We start from the raw sequence: 24,363 nt of genomic DNA, 5'->3' as shown, positions 1-24,363 counted from the left end.
CTTAAACCTTACCTTTTAGCGGCGGGCGTTGAGCAACGGGCGCGATGACCCCGGCGCGGGCGAGCAGCGTGCGCGCGACTACCTCGGCCATCGGCGCCAGCTCGTGCAGCGGCCGGTTGCGGTGTACCCGCGTGCCCAGGTCTACCTGTGCGATTGTGCCCCGCTTGCCGACGTCCACCATTAGCCCCGCTTCCACCCCATAGCCCTCCACGAAGGGCAGTTCTAGGGCGGTGGCGCGGCGCAGGGCGTATTCGCCTCCGAGGGGTTGATCGATGTGAGCGAGCTCGGGAAAGAACTGCTTGATGAGCGGCTTGGCGGTCAATTCGGTCACGCGGCCACCGCCGGTGGGCTGGCCGTTGAGGCTGCGGCGGTAGCGGGCTTTGACCATCTCCACCGCTGGGTCGGCGAAGGGCGCGGCCAGGGCCGAGACCATGCCGGGTGCGGCGGATTCAAGGTCGGCGTCGACAAAGACGACGATGTCTCCCTTCGCTGCGGCAACCCCGCGCCAGAGGGATTCGCCCTTCCCGGGGCGCGGTTCCTCTGGAAGGATATCGCGCCAATTGCGCACGTCCGCTCCGGCGGCGGCAGCGCGGGAGGCGGTGGCGTCGGTGGAGTCGGCGTCGATGACGAGCACCTCAAACGGTTCATCGGCGAGGCAGGCGCGCACGACGTCCGCGACAGTGCCCTCCTCGTTGAGCGCTGGAATGATAACGGAGACGTTCATGCAAGGCCTCGCGTGGTTACTAGCGGGGCGACCTCGCCTTGGATGGCGGCGGTCATGCGTATGACATCGGCGGTCTCGGCCACCTCGTGCACGCGAAAGGCGGCCACGCCGCGGGCCGCGGACCACGCGGTGGCGGCCAGGGTGCCGGCCACGCGCTCTCCTACTCCGCGGTCGAGCGTCTCGCCCACGAAGTCCTTATTGGATAGCGCCATAAGCACCGGCCATCCGGTGGCCACGACCTCGTCGATGCGCCGCAGGAGCTCGAGCCCATGGAAGGTGTTCTTGCCAAAGTCATGCGTCGGATCGATGAAGGTCATATCCTCCGGGCAGCCGAGGGAGGCGGCGCGCTCGGCCAGTTGGGTGGTTTCCGCGATCACATCGGCCACCACGTCGTCGAAGTGGACGCGATGCGGCCGGGTGCGCGGGGTGATGCCGCCGGTGTGCGAACACACATAGCCCACACGGTGGTGGCCGGCGACCTCGATGAGCTCGGGGTCCCAACCGGCCCAGGTGTCATTGACCAGGCCGGCGCCGGCTGCGATGGCGGCCTCGGCCACCTCGCTGCGCCAGGTATCGACGGAGATGAGCACATCCGGGTGGCGCTCGTGCACCTTCTCGATGGTCGGCACCACGCGGTCGATTTCCTCCGTCGCGTCCACGGCCTTGCCGGGGCCAGCCTTCACGCCGCCGATATCGACGATCGATGCACCGGCAGCGATCACCTCATCACAACGGCGCAGCGCCGGGTCAAGGTCAAAAGTTGCGCCCTTGTCATAGAAGGAATCCGGGGTGCGATTGACAATCGCCATCACACGCGCGAGGCTCAACGCGGCTCCCTGATGCGCTTATCGCTCATGACTTGGTGGCGTTGGATGATGTGGGAGAGGGCCTCATCGGGGTCGTCGGTAAGCAGGAAAAGCTCCCGGTCGCCCTCGTTAATATAGCCATTGGCCGCGAGCGTGTTGTCCATCCATTCCAGCAGGCCGGACCAATACTCGGTGCCCATGAGCACGATGGGGTAATTGGTCACCTTTCCGGTCTGCACCATGCACATGACCTCGAAGAACTCATCCATCGTGCCCATGCCGCCTGGCAGGCAGATGAAGGCCTGCGAGTATTTCAAGAACATCGTCTTGCGGGCAAAGAAGTAGCGGAAATTCAGGCCCAGGTCCACATACTCGTTAAGGCCCTGCTCGTGGGGCAGCTCGATGCCCAGGCCCACGGAGAGCCCGCCGGCCTCGTGGGCGCCGCGATTGGCTGCCTCCATGATGCCGGGGCCGCCGCCGGTGATGACGGCATAGGAGTGCTCGGCCAGCTTGCGGCCGACCTCGACGCCCAACTGGTAGCTCGCATCCTCCGGCGTGGTGCGTGCGGAGCCGAAGACGGTAACGGCCTTCGGCAGCTTGGAGAGCGCATCGAAGCCAGCGACGAATTCGCCTTGGATGCGCAGGACGCGCCACGGATCGGCATGCTGCCACTCATGGTCCGCGCCGGACTCCAAGAGCCGTTGGTCAAAGGTGGAGGCCTGCTCGCCTTCGGTGCGCAGCAGCATCGGGCCACGCAGGGTGCGCATCTGCTCAGGGGTCATGGTCTATCCCTTCAGGTAGTTCAAGAGGGCGGTGGATACTTCGGTGATCTGCGCGGTGGGGACCTGCTCGTCCTTCTTGTGCGCGAACCCGGGGTCGCCGGCGCCAAAGTTTACGGCCGGGGTGCCCATTTCGGAGAAGCGGGCGACGTCGGTCCAGCCGTACTTGGCGCGGACGTTGCCCCCGACGGCGTCGATAAGAGCCTTGGCCGCTGGCTGGCCCAAGCCAGGCTGGGCGGCGGGGGCGATGTCATCGATTTCGATGGTGACATCTTCTTCTTCGCCGATGATGGACTTCATGTACTCCAGCGCCTCGTCGCTCGTGCGGTCCGGCGCGAAGCGGAAGTTTACAAACATCCACGCCTCATCCGGCAGCGTATTGGTGGCCACGCCGGACTCGAGGTGGACGATGTTGAGGCCCTCGCGGTAGGTGCAGCCATCGATGGTGACATCGCGGGACTCATAGGCGGCGATGCGGCTCATGATGGGCGCGAGCTTGTGTGCTGCGTTGGATCCGAGCCACGCGCGGGCCGAGTGCGCGCGGGTGCCGTGGGCGGTAACGCGCAGGCGGATGGAGCCCTGACAGCCGGCCTCCACCATGGCACCGGAGGGCTCGCCCAGCAGCGCGAAGTCGCCCTCGAGCCACTCCGGGTGGTCTTTTTGCAGGTGGCCCAAACCATTAAATTCAGTAGCCACCTCTTCCCCCTCGTAGGCGATGACGGTGAGGTCATGCTTTAGCTCGTTCGCTTCGTGCAGCTGGGCAAAAGCATTGAGGTAGACGGCCATGCCGGACTTCATGTCCACAGTGCCACAGCCCCACATAATCTCCACCCCGTCTTCAGAGGTTTCCATGTGATGCGGTACATTTTCTGCCAACGGAACGGTATCGATGTGGCCGGCGAGCACCACGCGGGAATCTAGTCCGCGGTTCGTGCGGGCACACACGGTATTGCCGTAGCGGGCAACCTCGACGTCCAAACCGCGCAGCGCCTCTTCGATGGCGTCTGCGATGGCCTCCTCATGGTGGGAGGGGCTCGGAATATCCACGAGCGCCTTGGTCAGTTCGATGGGGTCTGCATATAGATCTAAAGTCACAAAGCGCCATGCTAGCGCTCCGCGCAGCTCACCGCATTGTGTAAAGTTCACTTCACTGCAAATAATTCGTCCTCCCTAAGGTGATAACAATGGCCGAAGCCACTCAATTGAAATCCCGTCATCTCACGATGATGGGTCTTGGCTCTGCCGTAGGCGCCGGTCTTTTCCTCGGCGTCGGCCTCGGCATCCAGATTTCCGGCACCTCCGTGCTCATCTCCTATGCCGTGGCCGGCGCGCTCATCGCACTGGTGATGTGGATGCTTGGTGAAATGGCCGCCGCCCGCCCCTCTTTGGGGTCGTTTTCTACCTACGCCGGCCAGGCCTTCGGTCACTGGGCGCGCTTTACCATGGGGTGGATTTACTGGTTCATGCTGATCATGGTCATGGGTGCCGAAATCACCGGCGCGGCCGCCATCATTTCCAACTGGTTCGATATTGCCCCGTGGATTCCAGCGTTTATTGCTGTGGCCTTCTTCGCGGTGGTCAATTTCGCGGCCGTGGGCGGTTTTGGTGAGTTCGAGTTCTGGTTCGCCATCATCAAGGTCGGAGTCATCGTCGCTTTCCTCGTCATCGGCGCACTTATGGCGCTGGGCATCCTGCCGGGCATGGATGTCTCCTTGGCCGGTAGCAACTTCACCGATAATTTCCTGCCCAATGGCATGCCTGGATTCGCCGCCGGATTGCTGGCCGTCGCCTTTGCCTTTGGCGGCATCGAACTGGTGACCATCGCGGCGGCCGAGTCCGAGGATCCGGCGCACAACGTCGCCACCGCGGTGCGCGCCATCATCGTGCGCATCATGATTTTCTACATCGGCTCCATCGTGGTGATCACCATGGCACTGCCGTTTAGCTCCATCCAGGACGCCGATGTCGCGGCCGATTCGCCCTTCACCCTGGTGCTAGCGGCCGCCAAGATTCCCTTCGCGGCCGGCTTCATGGAGGCGATCATCGCTCTAGCGCTGCTATCTGCCTTCAACGCGCAGATTTACGCCACCTCCCGCTTGGTCTTTGATATGGCCAAGGACCACTGCGCCCCGGGATTCTTCCTCAAGCAAAACCGCGCCGGCTCCCCCATCAACGCAGTCATGTTGTCCATGGTCTTCGCCTTCGCTTCGGTGGGCCTGCAGTTCTGGAACCCGCCGGGGCTTCTGGCATTCCTCTTCAACGCGGTCGGAGGGTGCTTGCTAGTCATCTGGGCCTTCATCGTCGCGTCCTTTATCAAGTTGCACCCCGTGCTGCGCAAGAACGGCGAGCTGACCGAGATCCACGTACCCGGCTTCCCCTGGCTTCCGTGGGTTACGGCCGCCGCCCTGGCCGGACTGACCCTGCTGATGCTCTTTGATCCGGCCGCGCGCAACCAGGTCATCTCGGTGCTCATCCTGGCCGCGGTGCTCGTCATCTTGTCTTTCGTGCTTCCCACCGGCCAGCGCGCGGGGGCGCGGAAGTAGTTGCTAAGCTAGCGGGCATGACTTCTGCATCCGCACGTGGCCTAGCAACCATTACCCATGACGGCACCGTCTTGGACGTATGGTTCCCGGCCGTATACACCGATAAGAACGTAGAGACCACCGAGACCAAGCGCTTGGAGGAGGTTCCCCAGCAGTTCTCCGCGCTGGCGGGCCCGGACGAGGAGCGTGGCGTGGCCCGTGTTGCCGTTGAGACCTCCATCAAGGATCTGGATGACGTCCCCGTCGATACCTACGATGCTTACCTGCGCCTGCACCTCCTCTCCCACCGCGCCGTCAAGCCGCACGGCCTGAATATGGATGGCATCTTCGGCCACCTCAATAATGTGGTCTGGACCAACTACGGCCCCTGTGCGGTTTCCGATTTCCAGATGGTGCGCGGCCGCCTCGCTTCCCGTGGCCCGGTCGTTGTTTACTCCGTGGACAAGTTCCCCCGCATGGTGGACTACGTTGTGCCGTCCGGCGTCCGCATTGGTGACGCAGACCGCGTTCGCTTGGGCGCCCACCTGGCTGAGGGCACCACCGTCATGCACGAGGGCTTCGTCAACTTCAACGCCGGCACCCTGGGCGCCTCCATGGTGGAAGGCCGCATCTCCGCGGGCGTCGTCGTGGGCGATGGCTCCGATATCGGCGGCGGCGCGTCCATCATGGGCACCCTATCCGGCGGCGGCAAGGAGGTCATTTCCATTGGCGAGCGGTGCCTCCTCGGCGCCAACTCCGGCATTGGCATTTCGCTTGGCGACGACGCCGTGGTCGAAGCCGGCCTCTACGTCACCGCCGGCACCAAGGTAGCCGTCTTTGGCAAGGTCGCGGAAGCACTGGGCGTCGGCAATGGCGAGAACGTCAAGGGTTCTCAGCTCTCCGGCGCCTCCGGCATGCTGCTGCGCCGCAACTCCGTCTCCGGTGCGGTTGAGGCCGTGGAGTGGAAGTCCGAGGCCGTCGCGCTTAACGACGAGCTGCACAAGAATTAACACCCCCGATTCCTATAGCCCAATCGGGCAAAATAAGATGGAGGGGTGACTGATAACTCCTCCACCCTCGGTTCTGGCCTGAAGGTCCGCCACCTGACGATGATGGGGCTAGGCTCCACCATCGGTGCCGGACTTTTCTTGGGCACCGGCGTCGGCATTTCCGCCGCCGGCCCCGCCGTGCTCCTCGCCTACGTCATCGCTGGCTTTCTGGCCATTTTGGTGATGCAGATGCTGGGCGAGATGGGCACCGTTATCCCCGCCTCCGGCTCCTTTTCCGAATACGCCGAACACGGCATCGGCCGCTGGGCGGGCTTTACCCAGGGCTGGATCTATTGGCTAGCCACCGTCGCCGTGCTCGGCGCCGAAATCACCGGCGCGGCCGGCTTCATTGGCTCTTGGTTCAACGTCTCGCCGTGGATCCCCGCCGCCATGTGCGTGGTCCTCTTCGGCGTCGTCAACCTGCTGCGCGTGCGCAGCTTCGGCGAATTCGAGTACTGGTTCGCCCTCATCAAGGTCGTTGTCATCGTGGCCTTCCTCATCATCGGCGCGCTGCTCATCCTGGGTCTCCTGCCCGGCCATTCCTTCATCGGCACCTCCGTCTTCCTAGAGGACGGCTTTATGCCCAACGGTCTCGGCGGCGTCGCGGCCGGCCTGCTCGCAGTAGCCTTCGCCTTCGGCGGCATCGAGGTGGTGGCCATCGCTTCTGCCGAATCCGAAGACCCCGAAAAATCCCTAGTCAACGCCGTGCGCTCCACCATCTTGCGCATTTCCGTGTTCTACCTGGGCTCCGTCCTCGTCATCACGTTCCTCCTGCCCTATTCCATCCTGGGCGGCGCCTCCACGGCCGCAGAATCGCCCTTCACCATGGTTCTCGAGCGCGCCGGCATCCCGGGCGCGGCCGGCATCATGGAAGTCGTCATCGTCCTCGCGCTACTGTCCGCCTTCAACTCGCAGATTTACGCCTCTTCCCGCATGATGCATTCGCTTGCCTCCCGCGGCGAGGCCCCGCGCATCTTCACCACCACCAATAAGGACGGCGTTCCCACTACCGCCATCGGCCTGTCCGTCCTCCTCTCGGCCGTCATGGTGGTGCTCAACTACGCCGATACCGGCTGGCTGCTCACCTTTATGCTCAACGCCGCCGGCGCCTCCCTGCTCATCGTCTGGGTCTTCATCGCCGTCAGCCAACTGCGCCTGCGCCGCCAGCTCGAGGCCCTCCATCCCCTCCCCATCCGCATGTGGGCCTTCCCCTACCTCACCTGGTTCGCCCTCGCCCTCTTTGCGGCCATCGCGGTGCTCATGCTTACCGACGCCACCGCCCGCACCCAACTCCTCTCCGCCGCGACCATGTTCGTGGTGCTCGCCATCGCCGGTGTCATCAATTCCAAGGTTCGCGGCATCAACCCGACCTCGACGCTGCCCCTCACCTAGCCCCTCGGCCACTCCCCGCCCTTCGCGCTCACCGGCGCGAGGCTGGGTCTCTCTTTTCGCCCCCTCGTGAGCGCCAAGGGCGAGCTTTCCCACGCCCCTCCCGCCGCGCTCACGGGGAGCACAAATCAGGGCAGCCCGGGGCCGCCGGTGAGCGCGAAGGGCAGTTATCCACAGCCATCCGGACCACGCAGCGGAAAATCGCCCCCGAACCCCGGGTTATCCACAGGATGCTGCGACGCGCATAGCTCCAGCCCAACACGACCGCTTAGGTTAAGTCCCATGGGGGAATGGACTACCGCGGAACTGCGCGGGCAAGGTTTGAGCAAGGACGCGATTCGTCGCAAGGTGCGCGATGGGAAGCTCTATCGCGTGCATCGGGGGATCTATACCGATGAATGGACGCCCTGGGCGGTGGCGCGGACGCTGGCGCATGGGCTCAGCCGCATCCATTTCACGGGAAAGACAGCGCAGGAGATTTACCTCGGCCGGCAGCTGTCGTTTCCTCTGGAAGCGGAGGGACCGCGCACTTTGAAGGGGAAGAACTTTCGCGTTTCACACTCGCGGCTTCGGGCTACACACAAGGTCAACGGCCTTCCGGTGGTGCAACCGTTGTGGGCCGCGCGCAAGATTTCGCGGGCCTGCAGGCCTCTTTTGGAAGAACACTACCGGGGAAAGCACGGACCCGGCCGTCTAGAAAAGGACCGTCGGCGAATGCGGCGCGTCCCGAGGTCCCTAAAGGAGACGATTCGGCACGCAGCGATTGGAGCGGATAGCCCACCGGAGCGCACTTTAAGCAGAAAGCTGCGCACTGAAGGAATTCTCCCAGAACACAATGCTCTCATTGCGGGGTACCGCTTTGATCTCAGGATTGGAAGGCTTCTTGTGGAAGTCGATGGCTGGGAATACCACAAACACAGCGTGGCCTTTCAAGCCGACCGCTCCAAACAAAACGCGGCCGTCGCCCACGGATATACGGTTTTGCGCTTTACTGCCGATGACATCAACTACCACCTCAGCGAAGCCATACTTCTCATCAAAGCGACTCTTGACGTGCTAAAAGGCCGCAACCCTGAGCTTCCGACCTCAGCAACTCAGCCTTATTGGAAGTGGCATCTGTGTGTGAGACATTTGCCCCAATGACAACTATCCTTTACACTAAGGCATGTAAGAACGACAAACAGTAAAGGAGTCCAGATGGCAGACCACCCCAACATGGTCCGCAAATGGCGCCGCTGGCTCGAATTATCACAAGCCGAACTCGCTGAAAAAGCCGGCGTCTCCCGCCAGACCATCGCCAATATCGAACGGGGCAATTACTCCCCTTCCGTGCACCTCGCACTGGACATTTGCCACGAACTAGGTAAATCCGTCGAAGAAATCTTTGGAGCTGAACAACATGATTAACGCCATTGCCAACTACTCCCTCAATGAAATCGAGCGCACGACTCGCGATGAATTCGAACGCGACACGCTCTACAAAGCCTGCGCAATTGGCATCACCCTCATCTCATTCCTCGAGCTCGCCGTCGCCGCAATCCTCGCCTGGGTCCTCCCCGGCCAAATGAGTATGCTGTGCTTCCTCGCGCTCATACCATCCATCATCGGCAATACGATCGGCACCGCGTGGATGCGCCAACGCGTCGCCACCCCACCGGTGGGCCGCGACTGGACGGCAATGGCCGTCTACTTCATCCCGCTCATTGCCATGTTCACCGGCATAGCCTATAACGCCTACGCGCCTGCCGACGGTCACAGCCCCGCCTCTTACCTCCTCGGTACCGCCGTCGGTGCTATCACCGCCCTCATCCTCACCCCCTTTATTCGTCGCCGCCAGCACCGCCGCGACCAGGCTCGCCTGGATGCCGAGCTCGAAGACTAATCCCCCTCCCACCCCTTCCCTTCACCCGCCCTTCGCGCTCACCGCGGACGGCGGGTTCTCTCGTTTTCACCCCCGCCGTGAGCGCGACGGTAGGTTCCTCCCCTTTGCCGCTCACCGAGAGCAAGAAAAAGCCCCACCACCGTGCGCTGGTGAGCGCGAAGGGCGATGGGGTGGGGCGAAGCTTGACAGAGGGCCAGGCTAGGCAGGCTCGGTTTCGTGAATAACCTGCGGCGTCTTCGGCTTCGAGCGGAAGGTCCACAGCTTATTCAAAATGAAATTGATCGGCATGGCAACAATGATGGAAATTGCCGATGCCCAGTACACCTTTGTACGCAGACCGGTTGAATCATCCAGAATGTCTGAGGGCAAATGCAGCGGCGAAGTCGGGTTCATCAACAATGTCGCCACGACTTGGCTTACGAAGAAAGCTCCAACGCCAGCGAGCAGGAATGGGAAGAAGCCACGCAGCCAGGACACTTTCGTGACTGAGCGGAAGGTCCACATTCGGTTGAGTTGGTAGTTCCAAGTGTTCGCGACCAAGAAGGCAATAGTCAGGAACACGTGATACCAGCGGATATGAAAAACGGAACCAAAGAGGTTGATAAATGGATCGTCCGCATCAATGCCGCCGGACCACCAAGTAATCTTTCTGCACAAGTAAACTACGAAAAGATTGACAACGGTACCGGAACCGCCGACGATGCCGAATTTGAGAAACTGCCCAAAATTGGACACAAAGCGCGCGACGCTGAGGTCTGCCATGGGCCGCCTTTCTAGCCAGTGATTTAATAACTACTCGATTGTAGTTCTTAAGGCCTGGGAACTGAAAAATTGACGCTCGGAATGTGATAGAGGATCTATAAAAGTTATAGCCTCGTGGAGCAGGGCGAGCGGGGTTCGAAAGTCATAGAGGTCGAGCTCGCGCGGGGTGGGATAGGTATCGTCGCCAAGCAGCGGGTGGCCGAGGTGATTGAGCAGCACCCGCAGCTGGTGGGTATGTCCGGTGCGCGGCCACATGGTCACCTCCCGGCCGGCGGCGCGCACATACGTGGAGGTGGGCGCGCCTTCGGGGGCCACGAGCACCTGGCGCGACCCGCGGGGCTTGTGCATGCGCAGGGCAATTTCCCGGTCCACGAAAAGCGGCTGCTTGACGATGCCCCGATACCCCTTCACCGCACTCCCCTCCAGGAAGATGCGCTGGTAAGCGGCGCGGGTTTCGGGATTGCGGGAGCAGATAACGAGGCCAGCGGTCAGGCGATCTAGGCGGTGCAGGGGTACGATGTCGTCTTCGCCAAAATCCACGCGCAGGCGGGTTTGCAAAGTTTCGCGCTGGAGTCGGCCGTTGGTGGTCGTGGGGAGGAAGTGCGGCTTATCGGCCACGATGAGGTCGCGGTCGACGTGGACCACGGAGTAGTCGAAAGGAATCGGGCGCTCCGGAGGAACGGAGGGGTGGTACCAAGCGGGCACGGGGTGCGGGAGCGCGGCGCCGGGCGGCAGCACGGTGCCGGGCGAAAAGGGAGAGTCGCCGGCACGGGCGGCGAAGTACTCCCCTTCCTCGGGCACGCGGCCGCGCAGGACCGTTTTGCGCGGCGAAATGCCCGCGCGGCTGGGAGGCCTGCCGGAATTAGGCACCGGCGAGGCGGTCGACGGCGGCATCGATGCGCTCATCGGTGCCATTGAGGCCGATGCGCACGTGCTTCTCGCCGGCCGGGCCGTAAAAGTCACCCGGGGCCGCGAGGATGCCCCGCTCAGCAAGCCAGTCGATGGTATCGCGGCAATTCTCGCCGCGGGTGGCCCACAGGTACATGCCGGCATCGGAGTGATCGATGGTAAAGCCGGCGTCGACAAGCGCGTGCATGAGCACCGCACGGCGGGAAGCGTAGCGGTTGCGCTGGAGCGCCTCGGTGTCGTCGTCGTTTAGCGCGGCGACCATGGCGGCCTGGATGGGACCTGGAACGATGAGGCCGGCGTGCTTGCGCAGCTGGAGCAGCTCGGCGATGAGCTCGTTATCGCCCGCGAAGAAGCCGGCGCGGTAGGAGGCCATATTCGCGGTCTTAGACAACGAATGCATGGCGATGAGCCCGGTGTTATCTCCATCGGTCACGCGCGGATCAAGGATGGATACCGGCGGATTATCGTCGTTCCACCCCAGGCTCATATAGCACTCATCGGAGGCGATGATGGCGCCGGTCTCCCGCGCCCACGCCACGATGCGGCGCAGTTCCTCCACGCTGAGGACGCGGCCGGTGGGATTGGACGGCGAGTTCAAAAAGACCAGGGAGGCATCCTGGAAATCGGAATCCGCGCGCAGCGGCGTGGCGCCGGCGAGCAGGGCGCCCACCTCGTAGGTGGGATAGGCCACCGACGGGAAGGCCACGGTCTCGCCGCGCATGCCCAGAAGCGTGGGCAGCCAAGCGATGGCCTCTTTGGTGCCGACCACCGGTAGGACGCGGTCTACCTGCATGTTATAGCGGCGGGTGAGCGCGGCGGCGATGGCCTCGCGCAGCTCCGGGGTGCCGGCGGTCTGCGGGTAACCAGAGTTCTGCGCGGCTGCGGTCAACGCAAGCTGCACGCCTGGGGATACAGGGTCAACGGGGTTGCCCACCGAGAGGTCAACGATTCCACCCGGGTGGGCCTGGGCTTTCTTCTTGGCGCCAGCCAGCGAATCCCAGGGGAAGTCTGGAAGCGTCTTTCCTAGCGGTGTGCGTGCCATGTCTTACTCCTGATTCTGTGGCGGAAGCGCGGCAATCATCGGGACGTCAAAGTCCTGTGGGCCGAGGGCCGCCGCGCCGCCTGGGGAGCCCAGGTCATCGAAGAAGGCTGCGTTGGCGTCGTTGTAGTCCAGCCACTCATCGGGAACGTCATCCTCGTAGAAGATGGCCTCGACCGGGCAAGCTGGCTCGCAGGCGCCGCAGTCCACGCACTCATCCGGGTGGATGTAGAGCATGCGCTTGCCCTCGTAGATGCAGTCAACAGGGCATTCCTCAACGCAGCCGCGGTCCATTACGTCAACGCAAGGCTGTGCGATCGTATAAGTCATGGAGATTCCTTGAAGCTTCCTGATTTCTCGGATTTGGGGTGATTAATAGTATGTCACTTCTGCTTGAAAAATGGCCAAACGCCCCCGCCTATCCCGGCCAAAAGCAGGAGCAGGCTGAGAATATTATTGGCCAAGAGCATGTCTCCTGTCATCGGTACGAGGAGCATGAAGGCGAAAAAGCCCAGGCACCAGACGATGAGCGGGATGGCGCCGACCGCCGGCGCGGGACTCCATAGCCGGGCAGTGCGGGTAAGCACGGAATTAAACCACCACGCAAGCAGGATGGTGATGGGAAAGGCCACGCTCGCCCCATTGGATAGCGGAATTCGCGCGGTGAGGTAGATGACCTCGAGGAAGACCGATAGCAACGCGCCGATGGCCAGCCACACTAGGCCGGTGACCTGCTCGCTGCGACTAAAATCCGTGCGCATTACAGGCCGCCCAGCAGGTCATCGGCCGGCTCACCCTGTCCCAGCTGGAAGTACTCGGCGCGCAGCAGGGGCATGACCAGCAGATTGGATAGTCCATAGGCCCCGGGCACCTGCTCGGGTTCGTGCAGCGCGGCCACGGCGGCCTCGGGGTTGGTGCGGGTGGTGGAGCCATCGGCCACCCAGATTTGGGAGGCGTGGGCGCGCATGGCGCAGCGCTTGGCGTCAAGGGCGGCGTCGGAAAGAGCGACGGTGACATCGGCGCCCTCGTTGGTGAAATTGTCTAGGTACTCCTGGCTGGGCTTGGTCCACCCGGCCGGCGCATCCAGGGTGTCCAAGCCGGCATAGTTGGCGGCGCGTTCAAAAATGCCGTACCAAATGCGCGTGCTTGGCGCAGCCGCCTTCATCACCGCCTCATGCACCGCAATGTGGTCCGGGTGCCCGTAGCCGCCATCGGGCCCGTAGGTGAGGATGGCGTGGGGCTGGATGGCTTCGAGCTCGTCGCTGAGAAACTCGGCGGCCTCCTCGATGCGATTGACCAACGCACGGGGGTTATCGTGCGAGGGAGAACCCGCCATGCCAGAGTCGCGGAAATGCCCGAATCCGCCCAATTGAACTCCCTTGACGCCCAGCGCATCGAGGGCATTGGCCAATTCGCGGGCGCGGAAACCGCCGAGCTGATCATGATCGGCCAGGCCTTGGTAAGGCTCGCCGATGACCTCGCCATCCTCGCCCAAGGTAAGCGTAATGACGGAAACTTCGGCGCCGCGTGCGGCTAGAGTGGCCAGGGTGCCACCCATAAAGAGGGTTTCATCATCCGGGTGGGCGTGCACTGCCACCACGCGGTAGCCGGTTAAGTCCTTAGTCTTCATCTATCCTCCAGCGGGGCGCGGTGATAAGACCCTCGTCCCAATCATCAATGCTCTGGCCGGGGCCTACAATACCCTGCCCGAGCGCGTGGATACGCGTCTCATCCACCAAAGGCACGTAGAGGGCCTCCTTAGAGTTCACATCTCGAATGCGTCCGAGCGCTTCCTTCGGGCTCATGGCGCCGGACAAAATCTCCTCGCGAATCTCATCCGCGTTCTCCGGACAGATTCCGGACAGGTCGCCGGCGAGCGGCTGTTTGTCATCGCAGCTGAAGATATTCGCCGCGGACACCGAGTTCAGGGAGATATCCTCCCAGGTCACTACCGCATCCACCTCGCCTTCGGGCAGGAGCTTGGAGGTGATCGTGGTCAGGCGCTCGGACACCACCTCGGCAGCGATCCCGTGGGCTTCGAGGACGTCATAAAGCGTATTGGCCGCGGCCAAGGCGGTGGGGCTGGTGGGGTCTACCGCAAAGCGAATCGGCTTCTTACTAGCGCGGGTGCGCAGCGCAGTGAGATCCGCGTCCTTACTTATAGGGTTATTCCCCGGTTCAAGGTTGGATGCGCGGCCGGTGGCCAAGCGCGCGACCTGGTCCGTATCAATCAGCGAGGCCAATCCGCGGCGCGCTGCCCTTTCTTCTAATGATCCATCCGCGGTGGACATATGCAGGCGCAGTTGGCGCGGGCGGGTCAGTGCTTTATCGGAAACATGCCCTAAAAGGCCCAGTGCCTCCTGCGAGGTTTGATCCGGGGTGAAGTCCGCGAACCCAATCTGCCCAGAGCGCAGCATATTAAGCGCCTGGGTGCTATCGCGCACCTCGCGCAGCTGAATGACGTCCACCTGGGCCGGATTAGCGCCCCAGAAGCGGTCGTTTCGGTTCAAGGTAATAACTCCGCGGCTGCGGTCCACGCTATCGACGAGGAAGCGCCCGGCCGATGCCGGAATCTTATCGGCTAAAGCAGAGCCAAAATTATCGTCCTGCAGCAGGTGGGAAGGCAACAAATTGTGGAAAAGCAAGTGCCAATCTTTCACCTTCTGGGAAAAGTCCACGGTTACTACGCGGCCGCCATCGGAGGTATTGACGGCCGATATGGCGTGGTAGCCGGCGGGATCGCGCACACCGGCGGTGGTGGTCATCTGCTTCCACAGGTAGCTAAAGTCCGCGCCGGAAATGGGGGTGCCATCGGACCATTGTGCGGGCGAGGCAATGACGTAGCGCACCCGCTGCGCCACGCCCTTAGGCGCGGTGACCTCAGAGGCGGATTCGAGGATATCGGCATCCCTTTGCCCATCGTGGAACGCCGAGGGCAGCACCAGTTCTGCAATCTGGTCGACCAGCTCGGAATTATTGGCCACCAGGTGCGGGTTCAATCCCGCGCGCAAGGGGTCCACGCCCACCGAGATGGTCGGTCGCTTGTCGGAGTCAGCATCCTGCGGCTGCTCTTCGTCCGGGGTAGCCGTGGTGGTGGTCTGTTCTTCTTGCAGCGCGGAGGAATTTTCCTCCACCACCGGTGGTGGGCCGGGGTTAGCCGCGCAGGCGCTAAGTATTGCAAGGCTGGCGGTGCTGAGTACCGCTGCGATTGCCGACGCCGCGCGCCTTGGTGAAGCCGGATTCTTTTTCATCGCGGACTACTTTAGTCCCTCCACCCCGCCGAAACGAAGATTTTTGGCGCTAGACTTGGCCACAGACCGCAACTATTAAGGAGACCCCAATGCTCATCTGCCAAGAAATGTTTCTTCTACTGACCAAGGACAACGGCAAGAAGGAAGACTGGGTGTCCAATAATGAGGCCGCTCTGCGCGCCACCGTACTCGCGGACCTGCTACTGGGCGGGCACGTAGAGCTCGGTGAGAAAAAGAAGGTAGAGACTACTCCACAGCGCCCGGAGCACCCCGTGTTGGCTTGGGCTTGGGAAGAGCTGCAGCAGCACAAGGCCACCAGGATGCAGAGCCTGTTGGAGGCTTCGTGGTTTACCCCGCGGGAAATCATCGCCTTGGATTTCCACGCGAATGGACAGCTCGATGTGGAAAAGGCCAAGTGGTGGCAGATTAGCGGCGACCGCTACATCATGACGGACCTGGAGCTGGAAAAGGAACTGCGCGAACGGTTGGTTGCAGTCCTGGAGGCGCAGCGACCAGCCACGGTCAATGACGTCATCATCCTGGATATCCTCCGCGAGGTCAGCGGCGCCTATACCCTGCTGAAAAACGACGCGGAGGGAATGAAGCGCCGCGAGATGCGGGCACGCATTCAGGAGATCAAAGAAGAGGTCGAGTACGACAAAACCGCCTCCTCTGCGGTCAAGGCCGTAGTTGAGGAGGCGGCAGCGGTTGCGGCGATGGTGGCCACGACAGCGGCAATCACCACCACCTAGGGTGCGGCTTTTTACTTATTCATCTGCTTCGCGCGAGCAGCAGCACGCTTGCGGTCGGTAGCGGAAAGCTCCACCTTGCGCACGCGCAGAACGTCCGGGGCGACCTCGACGCACTCGTCGTTGCCACAGAACTCCAGCGCCTCTTCCAGGGAAAGGGTGTGTGCCTTAGCAAGGGTGACCGTGGCATCCGCGGTGGCGGAGCGCATATTGGTCAGCTTCTTTTCCTTGGTGATGTTGATGTCAATATCCTCATCGCGGTTATTGGCACCAACGACCATGCCCTCATAAGCCTCGGCGCCCGGCTCGACGAAGAAGTTGCCGCGGTCAGCCAGCTGCATCAGCGCGTACTGGGTGATCTGGCCGGTGCGGTCAGCCACCAGGGAACCGGTTGGGCGGGACTTGATCTCGCCGGCCCAGACATCCAGGCCGTCAGAAATGGAGTTTGCGATGCCGGCACCGCGGGTCTCCGTCATGAACTGGGTGCGGAAGCCGATGAGGCCGCGGGCAGGAACACGGAAGATCATGCGTACCCAGTCGCCCTCGCGCACGTCCATGGCCTGCATCTGGCCCTTGCGGGAGGCCAGCAGCTGGGTGATAGCACCCTGGTGCTCGGACGGGGCGTCAATGGTGAGGATCTCGTATGGCTCGTAGGTCTTGCCGTCGATTTCCTTGGTCACAACCTGCGGCTTGCCGATGGTCAGCTCAAAGCCCTCGCGACGCATGGACTCGATGAGCACGGACAGCGCCATCTCGCCACGGCCCTGGACCTCCCAAGCATCGGGACGCTCGGTAGGCAGCACGCGCAGGGAAACGTTACCGATAAGTTCCTGCTCCAGACGGGCCTTGACCATACGTGCGGTGAGCTTATCGCCGCCGCCCTGGCCTGCCATCGGGGAGGTATTAACGCCGATGGTCATGGAGATGGCCGGCTCGTCCACGGTGATGCGCGGCAGGGCCTCAGGGTGCTCCGGATCGGCGATGGTGTCACCAATCATGACGTCAGAAATGCCGGAGATCGCCACGATGTCTCCGGCGATGGCTTCCTCGGCCGGCTGACGCTCGAAGCCGACGGTGCGCAGCAGCTCGGCGACCTTCACGGTCTTGGTGTGCTGGTTGCCATCCTCGTCGTAATGGATCCAGGCCACCTGCTGGCCCTTCTTAATGCGGCCGGCGTAGATACGCAGCAGCGCGATACGGCCTAGGAAGTCGGAGGCGTCCAGGTTGGTCACGTGCGCCTGCAGTGGGGCGTCGACGGTAGCGGAAGGCTCTGGGAGGACGTTATAGATGACGTCGAAAAGCGGCTGCAGATCCTCGCCCTCAGGGACGTTGCCATCGCCTGGGTTTTCGGTGGAGGCAACGCCAGCACGGCCGGAAGCGTAGAGAACCGGCAGGTCCAGCAGCTCCTCGGCGGCAGCCGCAGCTTCCTCGTCCTCTAGACCGGCGGCGATTTCCAGCAGCAGATCCTGGGACTCGGAGACAACCTCGTCGATGCGGGCATCCGGTCGGTCAGTCTTGTTCACGCAGATGATAACCGGCAGCTTGGCTTCCAGTGCCTTGGTGAGCACGAAGCGGGTCTGCGGCAGCGGGCCCTCGGAGGCATCAACGAGCAAGACGACGCCATCCACCATGGAAATACCGCGCTCAACCTCGCCACCGAAGTCGGCGTGGCCCGGGGTGTCGATGACGTTAATGATCAGGTCCTGGCCGTCCTTGCCCAGGCCCTTGCGGTGAATAGCCGTGTTCTTGGCCAGAATGGTAATGCCGCGCTCGCGCTCCTGATCATTGGAGTCCATGACGCGGTCCGTGTGTTCACCGTGGTCACCAAAGGCGCCAGACTGCTCCAGCATGCCGTTGACCAGGGTGGTCTTGCCATGGTCAACGTGCGCGACGATGGCAACATTACGGAACTCGGTATTACTCACTAGTGGGGTTCTCCTTCGGAGGATCTACAGCGCTTGCGCGCGCGAAATTGATCTTGAACGAGCTCCCACGATACCCCCTTAAAGGGCCAAGTGCAGCATTGGGGATGGCTTTACCCCGTAACGCACCGTATGGGACGGGCGAAAAATCTTATAGATTGCCAATGCACTTGACACTCCCCCAGCCATCACTATCGTTACTGTAGGTAATATTGTTACAAATGTGACAACTGGGGTTTAACCCCTTCCCGAGACCGCACCCAAGGAATTGATAACGTGAGCCACGCCCGCACCACTTGGCGCCTGTCCGGCCGTACCGGTTATATCGCCGCTGCCACGGCCGCGCTCATTGGCCTCGCCTCCCCCCTCGTCGCCCCAGCGCAGGCTTCCGCACCGGATCTTTCTTCCTTGGTGCAGCAGGCATCCTCGCATAGCCCGCTGGACGAGCTCGGCCGTCCCAACCAGGAAACCCAAGACCGCATCCGCGCTTTTGCAGCACAACCGTGGATTCCCGAGGATGTTCGCAACGCCATCTTGTCGGGCCTCGCGTTCTTCGCCGGCGGCGGCGATGGCAAGGGCGGCGTAGCCATGCCGGAGGGCAATAACCCGAACTTCCGCCAGTTCTACTGGCCCACAGTTTCCGCACACTGCATTGGCGGCACCAGCGATGCCATGGGCTCGGCCATCGCTGTTCCTGGCCCCACCGAAATGCCAGCACCGGGAGCAAAGCCTGGCGAAACCGTCTTCCTCTTCACCGCCCTCGGCACCCCACCGGCCGCACGCGAACAAGGCGGGATGAACGTGCAGTGGTTCAACCTTGACACCCTGCGCAGCGGCGTCACCCCACTGAATAACAACGGCATCAATCAAGACGGCCCTACCACCTTGTCCGGCACCGCCCAGACTGGCAAGGGCACCGTCATCGCGCTGCTTTCTGGCGGCGTGAACACCCAGGAATCCCGCTGCAATTTTGCCCCCACCGCCGCCTTCCTTGAGGTGAAGTAGATGCCGGTGGATCTCCATCCGGTCAAGCGCGAGACCTTTAATACCGCCGAGTACACCAATACCGACCCCAAGGGTTTCCTGCGCGAGGTTGACACGTACACCGAGACGGATTTCGGCCTCTACATGGCTCGCGGCGCCGATCACCCGCGCTTTGGCTACCTGGAATCGTGGCTGCTGCCCGATCTCAACCTGCGCGCCAATATCTTCCATTTCCGCCCTGGTGTAGACGTCCACCAGGACTTTTATATTGATGTGGCCGAAATCCAGCGCGATGGCGCGGTGTGGACCACCCGCGACCTTTATGTGGATCTGGTTGCCACGCGCGGCGAGCCCATTTCCGTGCTCGATATTGATGAACTCTCTGCCGCTACCTCCGCCGGCTTGATTTCCGCCGAGGACGCCGAGAAGGCGATCGACACCACACTTGCCGCGGTCGAGGGCATTACTCGCAGCGGTGATGATGCGATGGCTTGGCTGGCGCATCAGGGGATACACTTAACGTGGTCCGATAACATCACCTTAACCCCAGAAGGATAATTTATGGCCGGTGGCCTTTTTGCCCTGCTTGACGACGTCGCCCTGATCGCCCGCTCCGCTGCCTCTAGCGTTGACGATGTGGCCGCCCTTGCGGGTAAGACCTCCGTGAAGGCCGCAGGTGTGGTAGTCGACGATGCTGCCGTAACCCCACAATACGTGGAGGGAATTAAGCCGCAGCGCGAGCTGCCGATGATCTGGCGCATTACCAAGGGCTCGCTCATCAATAAGCTCGTTATCATCTTGCCCATCGCCATGATCCTCTCCTGGATTGCGCCGTGGGCGCTCACCCCCATCCTGATGTGCGGCGGTACTTTCTTGTGCTTTGAAGGTGCGGAGAAGATCTTGCACCACGTTCTCCCCCACCGGGAAAAGGAGACCGAGTCAGTCCAGGAAAAGGGCGCCGATGCCGAGGACAGCCTAGTTAAGTCTGCTATCACCACCGACCTCATCTTGTCTGCTGAGATCATGGTCATTTCCTTGAATGAAGTCATCAACGAGCCATTCTGGATGCGCCTCGGTGCCCTCATCTTCGTCGGCATCATGCTGACCCTGGGTGTCTACGGCGCCGTTGGCCTCTTGGTCAAGATGGATGATATCGGCTTAGCCCTCAATAAGCGCCACAATGGCAACTCCACCATCGGCACCGCTCTGGTCAAGGGCATGCCGATCGTACTCGATATCATCGGCGTCATCGGTACCGCCGCTATGCTGTGGGTCGGCGGCCATATCGTGGTCAAGGGCCTGCACGAATTCGGTATGGATCAGCCACACGAGTTCATTGCCTCCGTGACCGAAAATATTTCCAACGGTGCCCTGGCGTGGCTGGCAGATACCGGTATCTCCATGGTCTGCGGCCTGGTGCTTGGCGTAGTCGTTGCCACCATCGTGATGGCGGTCAAGGCCTCCTTTGGCAAGACCTCGGCCACCTCCGCCCAGCCGGCGGAGGCTTAAAACGCCGTAGCCCGGCTGCATAGCCGGGCTACATAAATAGCATCAGCGAAACCGCCATCACGGCCATGCCGGCAATCAAGCCGTAGATAGCGTGATGGTGCTCGCCGGTCTCCTCAGCGGTGGGCAATAGCTCATCCAGCGAGATGAAGACCATAATGCCGGCGATGGCGGCGAAGCTAATGCCCATCGTCGCCGGCCCAATAACCGGCAAGAGAAGGCCGAAGCCGATGAGCGCGCCGAGCGGCTCGGCCAGGCCAGACAAGGTGGCCCACCAAAAGGCCTTCTTGCGGGAGCCAGTGGCCTCGCGCAGCGGAACAGCCACCGCAATGCCTTCCGGGATATTGTGAATGGCGATGGCCACCGCCACCGGCACCGCAACTTCCTTAGAATCCAGGCCGGATAGGAAGGTGGCAAACCCCTCGGGGAAATTGTGCAGGCCCAGCGCGCAGGCGGTAAATACGCCGGTTTTCATTAGCTTTTTGCGGCGGGCTTCTTCGGCCGTGGTGGCCGGCTCATGGGGGTTAATCTCCTCCGGCACGAGCCGGTCAATGATGGCGATGACGGCGATGCCAGCAAAGAACGCCCCGACGGCGGCCCAGGTGCCGGTGGTTTCCTCGCCGAGGGCGTCGGAAAGCTGCGCAATGCCTTCCGGCAGGATCTCCATAAAGGAGACATACAGCATCACGCCGGCCGAAAGCCCCAGTGCAGCGGCCATAAAAGCCGGCCCCGGCTGGCGCCTTCCCACCGCCAAAGCGCCGCCAATCGAGGTCGATAGACCCGACAGCAGCACCAAGGCGAAGGCAAAGGCAAAGGTACTAAAAGTCATAGCTGGCACCCTACCAGCCAATAATTGTCAAGTATTAATTTTCTTCCTTATCTTCCGGTACCGGAGAGATGAACTCGCCATTCTTGATAGATGGATCGTTGTCCACATACTCGCCTGCCTCATAGTCATAGCCCACGGCGCGGCCCTCTTCGTCCGTGCGCGCGTACCAATCGGTCACCTCTGCTGCAGTGGAGTTAAAGTGCGCGCCCGTTGCGTAGTCGCCGTCCGTCGGCTCGATAGACAGGGCAAAGTTATCGCCATAATCGCGCACGCCGCGCACGATCGCATTAGAGACAGCTTCGTCCTCGTAGAAATGACGGATGGAGGCAGGATCATGGCGCAGCTCGCGCACCAACGCGATGCACATGAGCACGATGATGACCGCGAAAGGCAGGGCCGTCACCGTAATAAGATTCTGCAGGCCCTGCAGCGCATTACGGCCACCGGCAAGCAAAATGACCACGGCAATGCCAGCCATACATACCACCCAAAAGACCGTTACTGCCGGGTTGGGCTTGGGGTTGCCGCGCTGGGTGAGCTGCGAGTTCACAATGGATGCGGAGTCAGCCGTGGTAATGAAGAAGACCACCAGCATGACGATGACGATGGGCGCCATCCACTCCGCTCCTGGGAAGTGATCCAAGACCTTGAAAAAGATGTCTTCTGCCGCCGGCATGGAATCAATGGTGCCATCTGGGGCGATATCGCCATCGCGGCGCTGCAGCCAAATGGTGGTGCCGCCCAGGATGGTAAAAGCGGCAACAATGATAGCCGAGGGAATAAGCAACACACCGAGCACGAACTGGCGGATGGTTCGCCCGCGGGAAATCTTGGCTACGAAGACGCCCACGAATGGCGACCAGGATACCCACCAAGCCCAGTAGAAGGTGGTCCAGGAGGACAGGAAGGCCACCATGTCTTCCCCCTCGCCCATGTTGGCCGAGAGCATCTGTGGCATTTCATCGAGATATTCAATCACTACGGCCGGCAACATATTGGCCAAGAAGGCGGTCGGCCCCACGACGAAGAAGAACAAGGCCAGCGCCATGGCCAGCACCAGGTTGATATTGGAGAGCCACCGAATGCCCTTGGCCACGCCGGAGACGGCCGAGAAGATCGTTCCGATGGACAGCACTACGATGATTACCAGCGCCGCGGTGTTGCCGGTGGTAGACCAGCCGCTGACCAATTCCACGCCGCGACCGATCTGTAGCGCACCGATGCCCAGCGTGGCGGCGGTGCCGAAGAGAGTGGCAATAATGGCTAAGCCATCGATGATGCGCGCGGGCAGGGAATCAGAGGAGCGATTGCCAAAGAGCGGCATCAGGATGGAGCTCATCAGCGGCACACGGCCGCGGCGGAAGGACACGTAGGCCACGCATAGACCCACGATGGCATAAATCGCCCAGGCATTAAAGCCCCAGTGCATGGCGGCCTGCGCCATGGCCCCCAGCACCGCTTCATCGCTCGCGGCCTCATAGGCACCAGGGCGCGGCGAAAGGTAGTAGCTCAGTGGCTCGAAGGGGCCGAAGAAGATAATGCCGATGCCAATGCCGGCACCAAAGAGCATCGCGGCCCAGCTCACCGTGGAAAATTCCGGCTTCTCCCCATCTAGCCCGAGAGAGATTTTGCCATACTTTGAAAAAGCCAAGATGATGAGCAAAAACATCAGGAACGTCGCCAGGGCGGTAAAGATCCAGCCCAAGTTACGCATCACCCAATCGAGCGCTGTCGAAGAAGCATCGAAGACCTGCTCGGGCGCAATCACACCCCAGATTACGAAGGCGACGACCAGTCCGCCGACCACAAAGAGGATCGGTTTATCCACGCCATACTTGACCTTCTGGTCCTCAATGGAGACGCCCGGCACCAGCGCAGGGTGGATATTATGCGGGTACATAATGTCCTTTAAGATGCGCTTGGCATTGCGGGTGCGCTTTTTGCTTTCCTCCGAATTATTCACCCCACGCACAGGGCGGGATGAGGAAGACGGTGAAGAAGAGATGGTTCTACTCCTATTCTGTTTTCCGGGTTTCACTTTTAAGAGAGCTGTCTATACGTTAATAAAAACCCGCAGGATATAAAGCTGGCGTCAGCCCTATCCCCCATATGCGTAAAATGAGCTACGCATTGTTTACCGGCCTTTAACCTTGGGAGTGACTTTCTATGGCGCTTTACCCGCTCGCGACTAGTTACTTCGGTGTGGAGCATGTTGCGGTCCTCGAGCATCCAGTGCTCGGCACCGCGTTGAGCATCCCCGGCGTGGCAGAGCACGCTGCGCTTGTCGACGTCTCCCTAGAACCCGATACCTACACCAACGGCTGGCGCGTTCGCTCGGACTTCGGCTTCTTGGGGTTTCTGGACGAGGTCGAGGCGGCGGAGTATCCCGCCTTGGAGCGTTTAAAGGCCTCCTCCGCACAGCCGCAGACGATCGCCACCGTGGAAGTAGTAGACGGCGAGGTTGAGGTTGCCGTGTCACTGGGCCTGTGGCCGTGGATGGTGCCGGTCAACGACCAAACGCAAGGAACCGCACTGCTCTCCGGTGGGCAAGGCGTGCTCATCGATGCCGCCGCCGGCGACCTATCGCCCGCCCAGCTGGAGAGCATGGGCACGCAGCAATTCTTCGTCACGCTGGAAGACCTTGCCGGCACCGCAGTGGCCACCTGCGACGATATGGTGCTCGGCCCCATCGGCGACATTCCTGCGTTCCCCGGCCTGCGCGCCGCTTTCGCCGCGGCCAGCGGCTCTGGAGCGGGGCTTTCCGCCCGCGCCTACGCGAGCCACGGCATGCTTGCCGTCGATATCCCCGCCGATGAGGCTACCCCCGCAGAGCTCTTCTCCCCCGCCGTTCCGCCACTGCGCGTGCCCGCGCCTCAGCCGGCGATCCCCGCCAATGCGCCCGTCGCCGCGCCCGCACAGCCCGAGGTCTGGGAGCACACGCTCTCCGCCGAGGCCATCGTGACGGCGCTGCCCACCGGCTCACGCCGCCCGAAAGGGCCACAGGCCCAGCCGCCTGCACCCGCTGAGCCAGATGCGCCAGCTCAGCAGCACAATGAGCGATCACAACAACCGCAGGCCAGCGCCAAGCTGGCGGAGTTGGTCTCCTCCATCCCGGGCGATCAGAATTTCAGCTGGCGTGCGCTGCCGGTAGCCGAAGAACCGGGCCGCTTTTCCTCCGAATCCGCGCGCGTGCGGGCCCGGCGCGTAGCCCGCGAAACCTCCCACCACCGCGGGGGCAATCACCGCAAATAGGTGCGATGC

At 62.0% G+C, this 24,363-nt stretch carries 25 protein-coding genes; 11 read left to right on the top strand and 14 right to left on the bottom strand.

Annotated elements, in window-relative coordinates; translation table 11 throughout:
- Position 1 precedes the first annotated feature (1 nt).
- Genes QP965_RS02900 through dapE form a run of 4 tightly spaced genes read right to left on the bottom strand, consistent with a single transcriptional unit; the run spans position 2 to position 3,404 of the window.
- Positions 2-724 carry a glucosyl-3-phosphoglycerate synthase gene (locus QP965_RS02900; RefSeq protein WP_284844056.1) on the bottom strand — a complete coding sequence of 241 codons (723 nt, stop codon included), beginning with the start codon at positions 722-724 and terminating at the stop codon, positions 2-4.
- Positions 721-1,533 carry a dihydropteroate synthase gene (folP, locus tag QP965_RS02895; RefSeq protein ID WP_284844148.1) on the bottom strand — a complete coding sequence of 271 codons (813 nt, stop codon included), beginning with the start codon at positions 1,531-1,533 and terminating at the stop codon, positions 721-723. The genes QP965_RS02900 and folP overlap by 4 nt, the downstream gene beginning before the upstream one ends.
- A gap of 14 nt (positions 1,534-1,547) precedes the next feature.
- Positions 1,548-2,312 (bottom strand): LOG family protein, encoded by a 765-nt coding sequence (locus QP965_RS02890; RefSeq protein ID WP_200435137.1) that lies wholly within the window; start codon positions 2,310-2,312, stop codon positions 1,548-1,550.
- Between the two features lie 3 nt (positions 2,313-2,315).
- Entirely contained in the window at positions 2,316-3,404 is a 1,089-nt protein-coding gene (dapE, locus tag QP965_RS02885) for a succinyl-diaminopimelate desuccinylase (protein ID WP_284844057.1), read from the bottom strand.
- Between the two features lie 89 nt (positions 3,405-3,493).
- Between dapE and QP965_RS02880 the strand changes: the two genes are divergently transcribed.
- The 6 genes from QP965_RS02880 to QP965_RS02855 all read left to right on the top strand — a co-directional run bounded on the left by QP965_RS02880 (position 3,494) and on the right by QP965_RS02855 (position 9,151).
- Entirely contained in the window at positions 3,494-4,852 is a 1,359-nt protein-coding gene (locus QP965_RS02880) for an amino acid permease (protein WP_284813811.1), read from the top strand.
- Positions 4,853-4,869: 17 nt separating this feature from the next.
- The gene (dapD, locus tag QP965_RS02875) at positions 4,870-5,841 is read left to right on the top strand and encodes a 2,3,4,5-tetrahydropyridine-2,6-dicarboxylate N-succinyltransferase (RefSeq protein ID WP_284844058.1); all 972 of its coding nucleotides are present in this window, start codon (positions 4,870-4,872) and stop codon (positions 5,839-5,841) included.
- 99 nt (positions 5,842-5,940) lie between these two features.
- A complete protein-coding gene (locus tag QP965_RS02870) occupies positions 5,941-7,272 on the top strand; it encodes an amino acid permease (RefSeq protein ID WP_336620580.1) in 1,332 nt (443 codons plus the stop codon).
- A 279-nt stretch (positions 7,273-7,551) separates the two neighbouring features.
- Positions 7,552-8,412, top strand: coding sequence for a DUF559 domain-containing protein (locus QP965_RS02865; protein WP_284844059.1), 861 nt, complete (start codon positions 7,552-7,554; stop codon positions 8,410-8,412).
- 54 nt (positions 8,413-8,466) lie between these two features.
- Complete coding sequence (locus tag QP965_RS02860) at positions 8,467-8,676, top strand: helix-turn-helix transcriptional regulator (protein WP_049377975.1); 210 nt, start codon at positions 8,467-8,469, stop codon at positions 8,674-8,676.
- Positions 8,669-9,151: a transcriptional regulator gene (locus QP965_RS02855; protein ID WP_284844060.1), complete on the top strand. Its 483-nt coding sequence runs from the start codon at positions 8,669-8,671 to the stop codon at positions 9,149-9,151. The genes QP965_RS02860 and QP965_RS02855 overlap by 8 nt, the downstream gene beginning before the upstream one ends.
- Positions 9,152-9,349: 198 nt before the next feature.
- On the opposite strand, the gene QP965_RS02850 is transcribed toward QP965_RS02855, so the two are convergent.
- Genes QP965_RS02850 through QP965_RS02820 form a run of 7 tightly spaced genes read right to left on the bottom strand, consistent with a single transcriptional unit; the run spans position 9,350 to position 15,112 of the window.
- Positions 9,350-9,913, bottom strand: coding sequence for a GtrA family protein (locus QP965_RS02850; RefSeq protein WP_239277884.1), 564 nt, complete (start codon positions 9,911-9,913; stop codon positions 9,350-9,352).
- A gap of 30 nt (positions 9,914-9,943) precedes the next feature.
- Entirely contained in the window at positions 9,944-10,819 is an 876-nt protein-coding gene (locus QP965_RS02845) for a pseudouridine synthase (RefSeq protein ID WP_284844061.1), read from the bottom strand.
- Positions 10,776-11,864, bottom strand: a complete 1,089-nt coding sequence (gene dapC, locus QP965_RS02840; protein ID WP_284844062.1) for a succinyldiaminopimelate transaminase — start codon at positions 11,862-11,864, stop codon at positions 10,776-10,778. The genes QP965_RS02845 and dapC overlap by 44 nt, the downstream gene beginning before the upstream one ends.
- A gap of 3 nt (positions 11,865-11,867) precedes the next feature.
- Positions 11,868-12,191: a ferredoxin gene (gene fdxA / locus QP965_RS02835; protein ID WP_005327491.1), complete on the bottom strand. Its 324-nt coding sequence runs from the start codon at positions 12,189-12,191 to the stop codon at positions 11,868-11,870.
- Positions 12,192-12,244: 53 nt separating this feature from the next.
- Positions 12,245-12,622 carry a hypothetical protein gene (locus QP965_RS02830; RefSeq protein WP_284844063.1) on the bottom strand — a complete coding sequence of 126 codons (378 nt, stop codon included), beginning with the start codon at positions 12,620-12,622 and terminating at the stop codon, positions 12,245-12,247.
- Positions 12,622-13,491, bottom strand: a complete 870-nt coding sequence (locus QP965_RS02825) for a PIG-L family deacetylase (RefSeq protein ID WP_225747162.1) — start codon at positions 13,489-13,491, stop codon at positions 12,622-12,624. The genes QP965_RS02830 and QP965_RS02825 overlap by 1 nt, the downstream gene beginning before the upstream one ends.
- Positions 13,481-15,112, bottom strand: coding sequence for an ABC transporter family substrate-binding protein (locus QP965_RS02820; protein WP_284844064.1), 1,632 nt, complete (start codon positions 15,110-15,112; stop codon positions 13,481-13,483). The genes QP965_RS02825 and QP965_RS02820 overlap by 11 nt, the downstream gene beginning before the upstream one ends.
- Before the next feature lie 89 nt (positions 15,113-15,201).
- Between QP965_RS02820 and QP965_RS02815 the strand changes: the two genes are divergently transcribed.
- Positions 15,202-15,864 (top strand): GOLPH3/VPS74 family protein, encoded by a 663-nt coding sequence (locus QP965_RS02815; protein ID WP_284813797.1) that lies wholly within the window; start codon positions 15,202-15,204, stop codon positions 15,862-15,864.
- 11 nt (positions 15,865-15,875) lie between these two features.
- Here QP965_RS02815 and typA read toward each other — a convergent pair whose 3' ends face one another.
- Positions 15,876-17,786 carry a translational GTPase TypA gene (typA, locus tag QP965_RS02810; protein WP_284766354.1) on the bottom strand — a complete coding sequence of 637 codons (1,911 nt, stop codon included), beginning with the start codon at positions 17,784-17,786 and terminating at the stop codon, positions 15,876-15,878.
- Between the two features lie 273 nt (positions 17,787-18,059).
- Here typA and QP965_RS02805 point away from each other — a divergent pair, with 273 nt between their 5' ends.
- Genes QP965_RS02805 through QP965_RS02795 form a run of 3 tightly spaced genes read left to right on the top strand, consistent with a single transcriptional unit; the run spans position 18,060 to position 20,276 of the window.
- A complete protein-coding gene (locus QP965_RS02805; RefSeq protein WP_284836417.1) occupies positions 18,060-18,788 on the top strand; it encodes an Rv1157c family protein in 729 nt (242 codons plus the stop codon).
- Positions 18,789-19,325, top strand: a complete 537-nt coding sequence (locus tag QP965_RS02800) for a ribonuclease FAU-1 family protein (RefSeq protein ID WP_284821916.1) — start codon at positions 18,789-18,791, stop codon at positions 19,323-19,325.
- Positions 19,326-19,328: 3 nt separating this feature from the next.
- Positions 19,329-20,276: a DUF808 domain-containing protein gene (locus tag QP965_RS02795; RefSeq protein WP_284844065.1), complete on the top strand. Its 948-nt coding sequence runs from the start codon at positions 19,329-19,331 to the stop codon at positions 20,274-20,276.
- 28 nt (positions 20,277-20,304) lie between these two features.
- Here QP965_RS02795 and zupT read toward each other — a convergent pair whose 3' ends face one another.
- Together zupT and QP965_RS02785 are read right to left on the bottom strand one after the other, a co-directional pair.
- Entirely contained in the window at positions 20,305-21,102 is a 798-nt protein-coding gene (zupT, locus tag QP965_RS02790; RefSeq protein WP_049377962.1) for a zinc transporter ZupT, read from the bottom strand.
- A gap of 34 nt (positions 21,103-21,136) precedes the next feature.
- Positions 21,137-23,074, bottom strand: coding sequence for a BCCT family transporter (locus tag QP965_RS02785; RefSeq protein ID WP_284852683.1), 1,938 nt, complete (start codon positions 23,072-23,074; stop codon positions 21,137-21,139).
- Between the two features lie 194 nt (positions 23,075-23,268).
- Between QP965_RS02785 and QP965_RS02780 the strand changes: the two genes are divergently transcribed.
- Entirely contained in the window at positions 23,269-24,354 is a 1,086-nt protein-coding gene (locus QP965_RS02780; protein ID WP_284844067.1) for a hypothetical protein, read from the top strand.
- Positions 24,355-24,363 lie beyond the last annotated feature (9 nt).

The sequence above is a fragment of the Corynebacterium sp. MSK074 genome (assembly GCF_030229735.1).
Lineage (GTDB): Bacteria > Actinomycetota > Actinomycetes > Mycobacteriales > Mycobacteriaceae > Corynebacterium.
This window is presented reverse-complemented; position numbering and strand designations above follow the sequence as displayed.

What these genes read in the sequence shown, in the direction of transcription:
- QP965_RS02900 (WP_284844056.1), bottom strand. Translation starts at nt 724, where the DNA reads ATGAACGTCTCCGTTATCATTCCAGCGCTCAACGAGGAGGGCACTGTC.
- folP (WP_284844148.1), bottom strand. Translation starts at nt 1,533, where the DNA reads ATGGCGATTGTCAATCGCACCCCGGATTCCTTCTATGACAAGGGCGCA.
- QP965_RS02890 (WP_200435137.1), bottom strand. Translation starts at nt 2,312, where the DNA reads ATGACCCCTGAGCAGATGCGCACCCTGCGTGGCCCGATGCTGCTGCGC.
- QP965_RS02880 (WP_284813811.1), top strand. Translation starts at nt 3,494, where the DNA reads ATGGCCGAAGCCACTCAATTGAAATCCCGTCATCTCACGATGATGGGT.
- dapD (WP_284844058.1), top strand. Translation starts at nt 4,870, where the DNA reads ATGACTTCTGCATCCGCACGTGGCCTAGCAACCATTACCCATGACGGC.
- QP965_RS02870 (WP_336620580.1), top strand. Translation starts at nt 5,941, where the DNA reads ATGATGGGGCTAGGCTCCACCATCGGTGCCGGACTTTTCTTGGGCACC.
- QP965_RS02865 (WP_284844059.1), top strand. Translation starts at nt 7,552, where the DNA reads ATGGGGGAATGGACTACCGCGGAACTGCGCGGGCAAGGTTTGAGCAAG.
- QP965_RS02860 (WP_049377975.1), top strand. Translation starts at nt 8,467, where the DNA reads ATGGCAGACCACCCCAACATGGTCCGCAAATGGCGCCGCTGGCTCGAA.
- QP965_RS02855 (WP_284844060.1), top strand. Translation starts at nt 8,669, where the DNA reads ATGATTAACGCCATTGCCAACTACTCCCTCAATGAAATCGAGCGCACG.
- QP965_RS02850 (WP_239277884.1), bottom strand. Translation starts at nt 9,913, where the DNA reads ATGGCAGACCTCAGCGTCGCGCGCTTTGTGTCCAATTTTGGGCAGTTT.
- QP965_RS02845 (WP_284844061.1), bottom strand. Translation starts at nt 10,819, where the DNA reads ATGAGCGCATCGATGCCGCCGTCGACCGCCTCGCCGGTGCCTAATTCC.
- dapC (WP_284844062.1), bottom strand. Translation starts at nt 11,864, where the DNA reads ATGGCACGCACACCGCTAGGAAAGACGCTTCCAGACTTCCCCTGGGAT.
- fdxA (WP_005327491.1), bottom strand. Translation starts at nt 12,191, where the DNA reads ATGACTTATACGATCGCACAGCCTTGCGTTGACGTAATGGACCGCGGC.
- QP965_RS02830 (WP_284844063.1), bottom strand. Translation starts at nt 12,622, where the DNA reads ATGCGCACGGATTTTAGTCGCAGCGAGCAGGTCACCGGCCTAGTGTGG.
- QP965_RS02825 (WP_225747162.1), bottom strand. Translation starts at nt 13,491, where the DNA reads ATGAAGACTAAGGACTTAACCGGCTACCGCGTGGTGGCAGTGCACGCC.
- QP965_RS02820 (WP_284844064.1), bottom strand. Translation starts at nt 15,112, where the DNA reads ATGAAAAAGAATCCGGCTTCACCAAGGCGCGCGGCGTCGGCAATCGCA.
- QP965_RS02815 (WP_284813797.1), top strand. Translation starts at nt 15,202, where the DNA reads ATGCTCATCTGCCAAGAAATGTTTCTTCTACTGACCAAGGACAACGGC.
- QP965_RS02800 (WP_284821916.1), top strand. Translation starts at nt 18,789, where the DNA reads ATGCCGGTGGATCTCCATCCGGTCAAGCGCGAGACCTTTAATACCGCC.
- QP965_RS02795 (WP_284844065.1), top strand. Translation starts at nt 19,329, where the DNA reads ATGGCCGGTGGCCTTTTTGCCCTGCTTGACGACGTCGCCCTGATCGCC.
- zupT (WP_049377962.1), bottom strand. Translation starts at nt 21,102, where the DNA reads ATGACTTTTAGTACCTTTGCCTTTGCCTTCGCCTTGGTGCTGCTGTCG.
- QP965_RS02780 (WP_284844067.1), top strand. Translation starts at nt 23,269, where the DNA reads ATGGCGCTTTACCCGCTCGCGACTAGTTACTTCGGTGTGGAGCATGTT.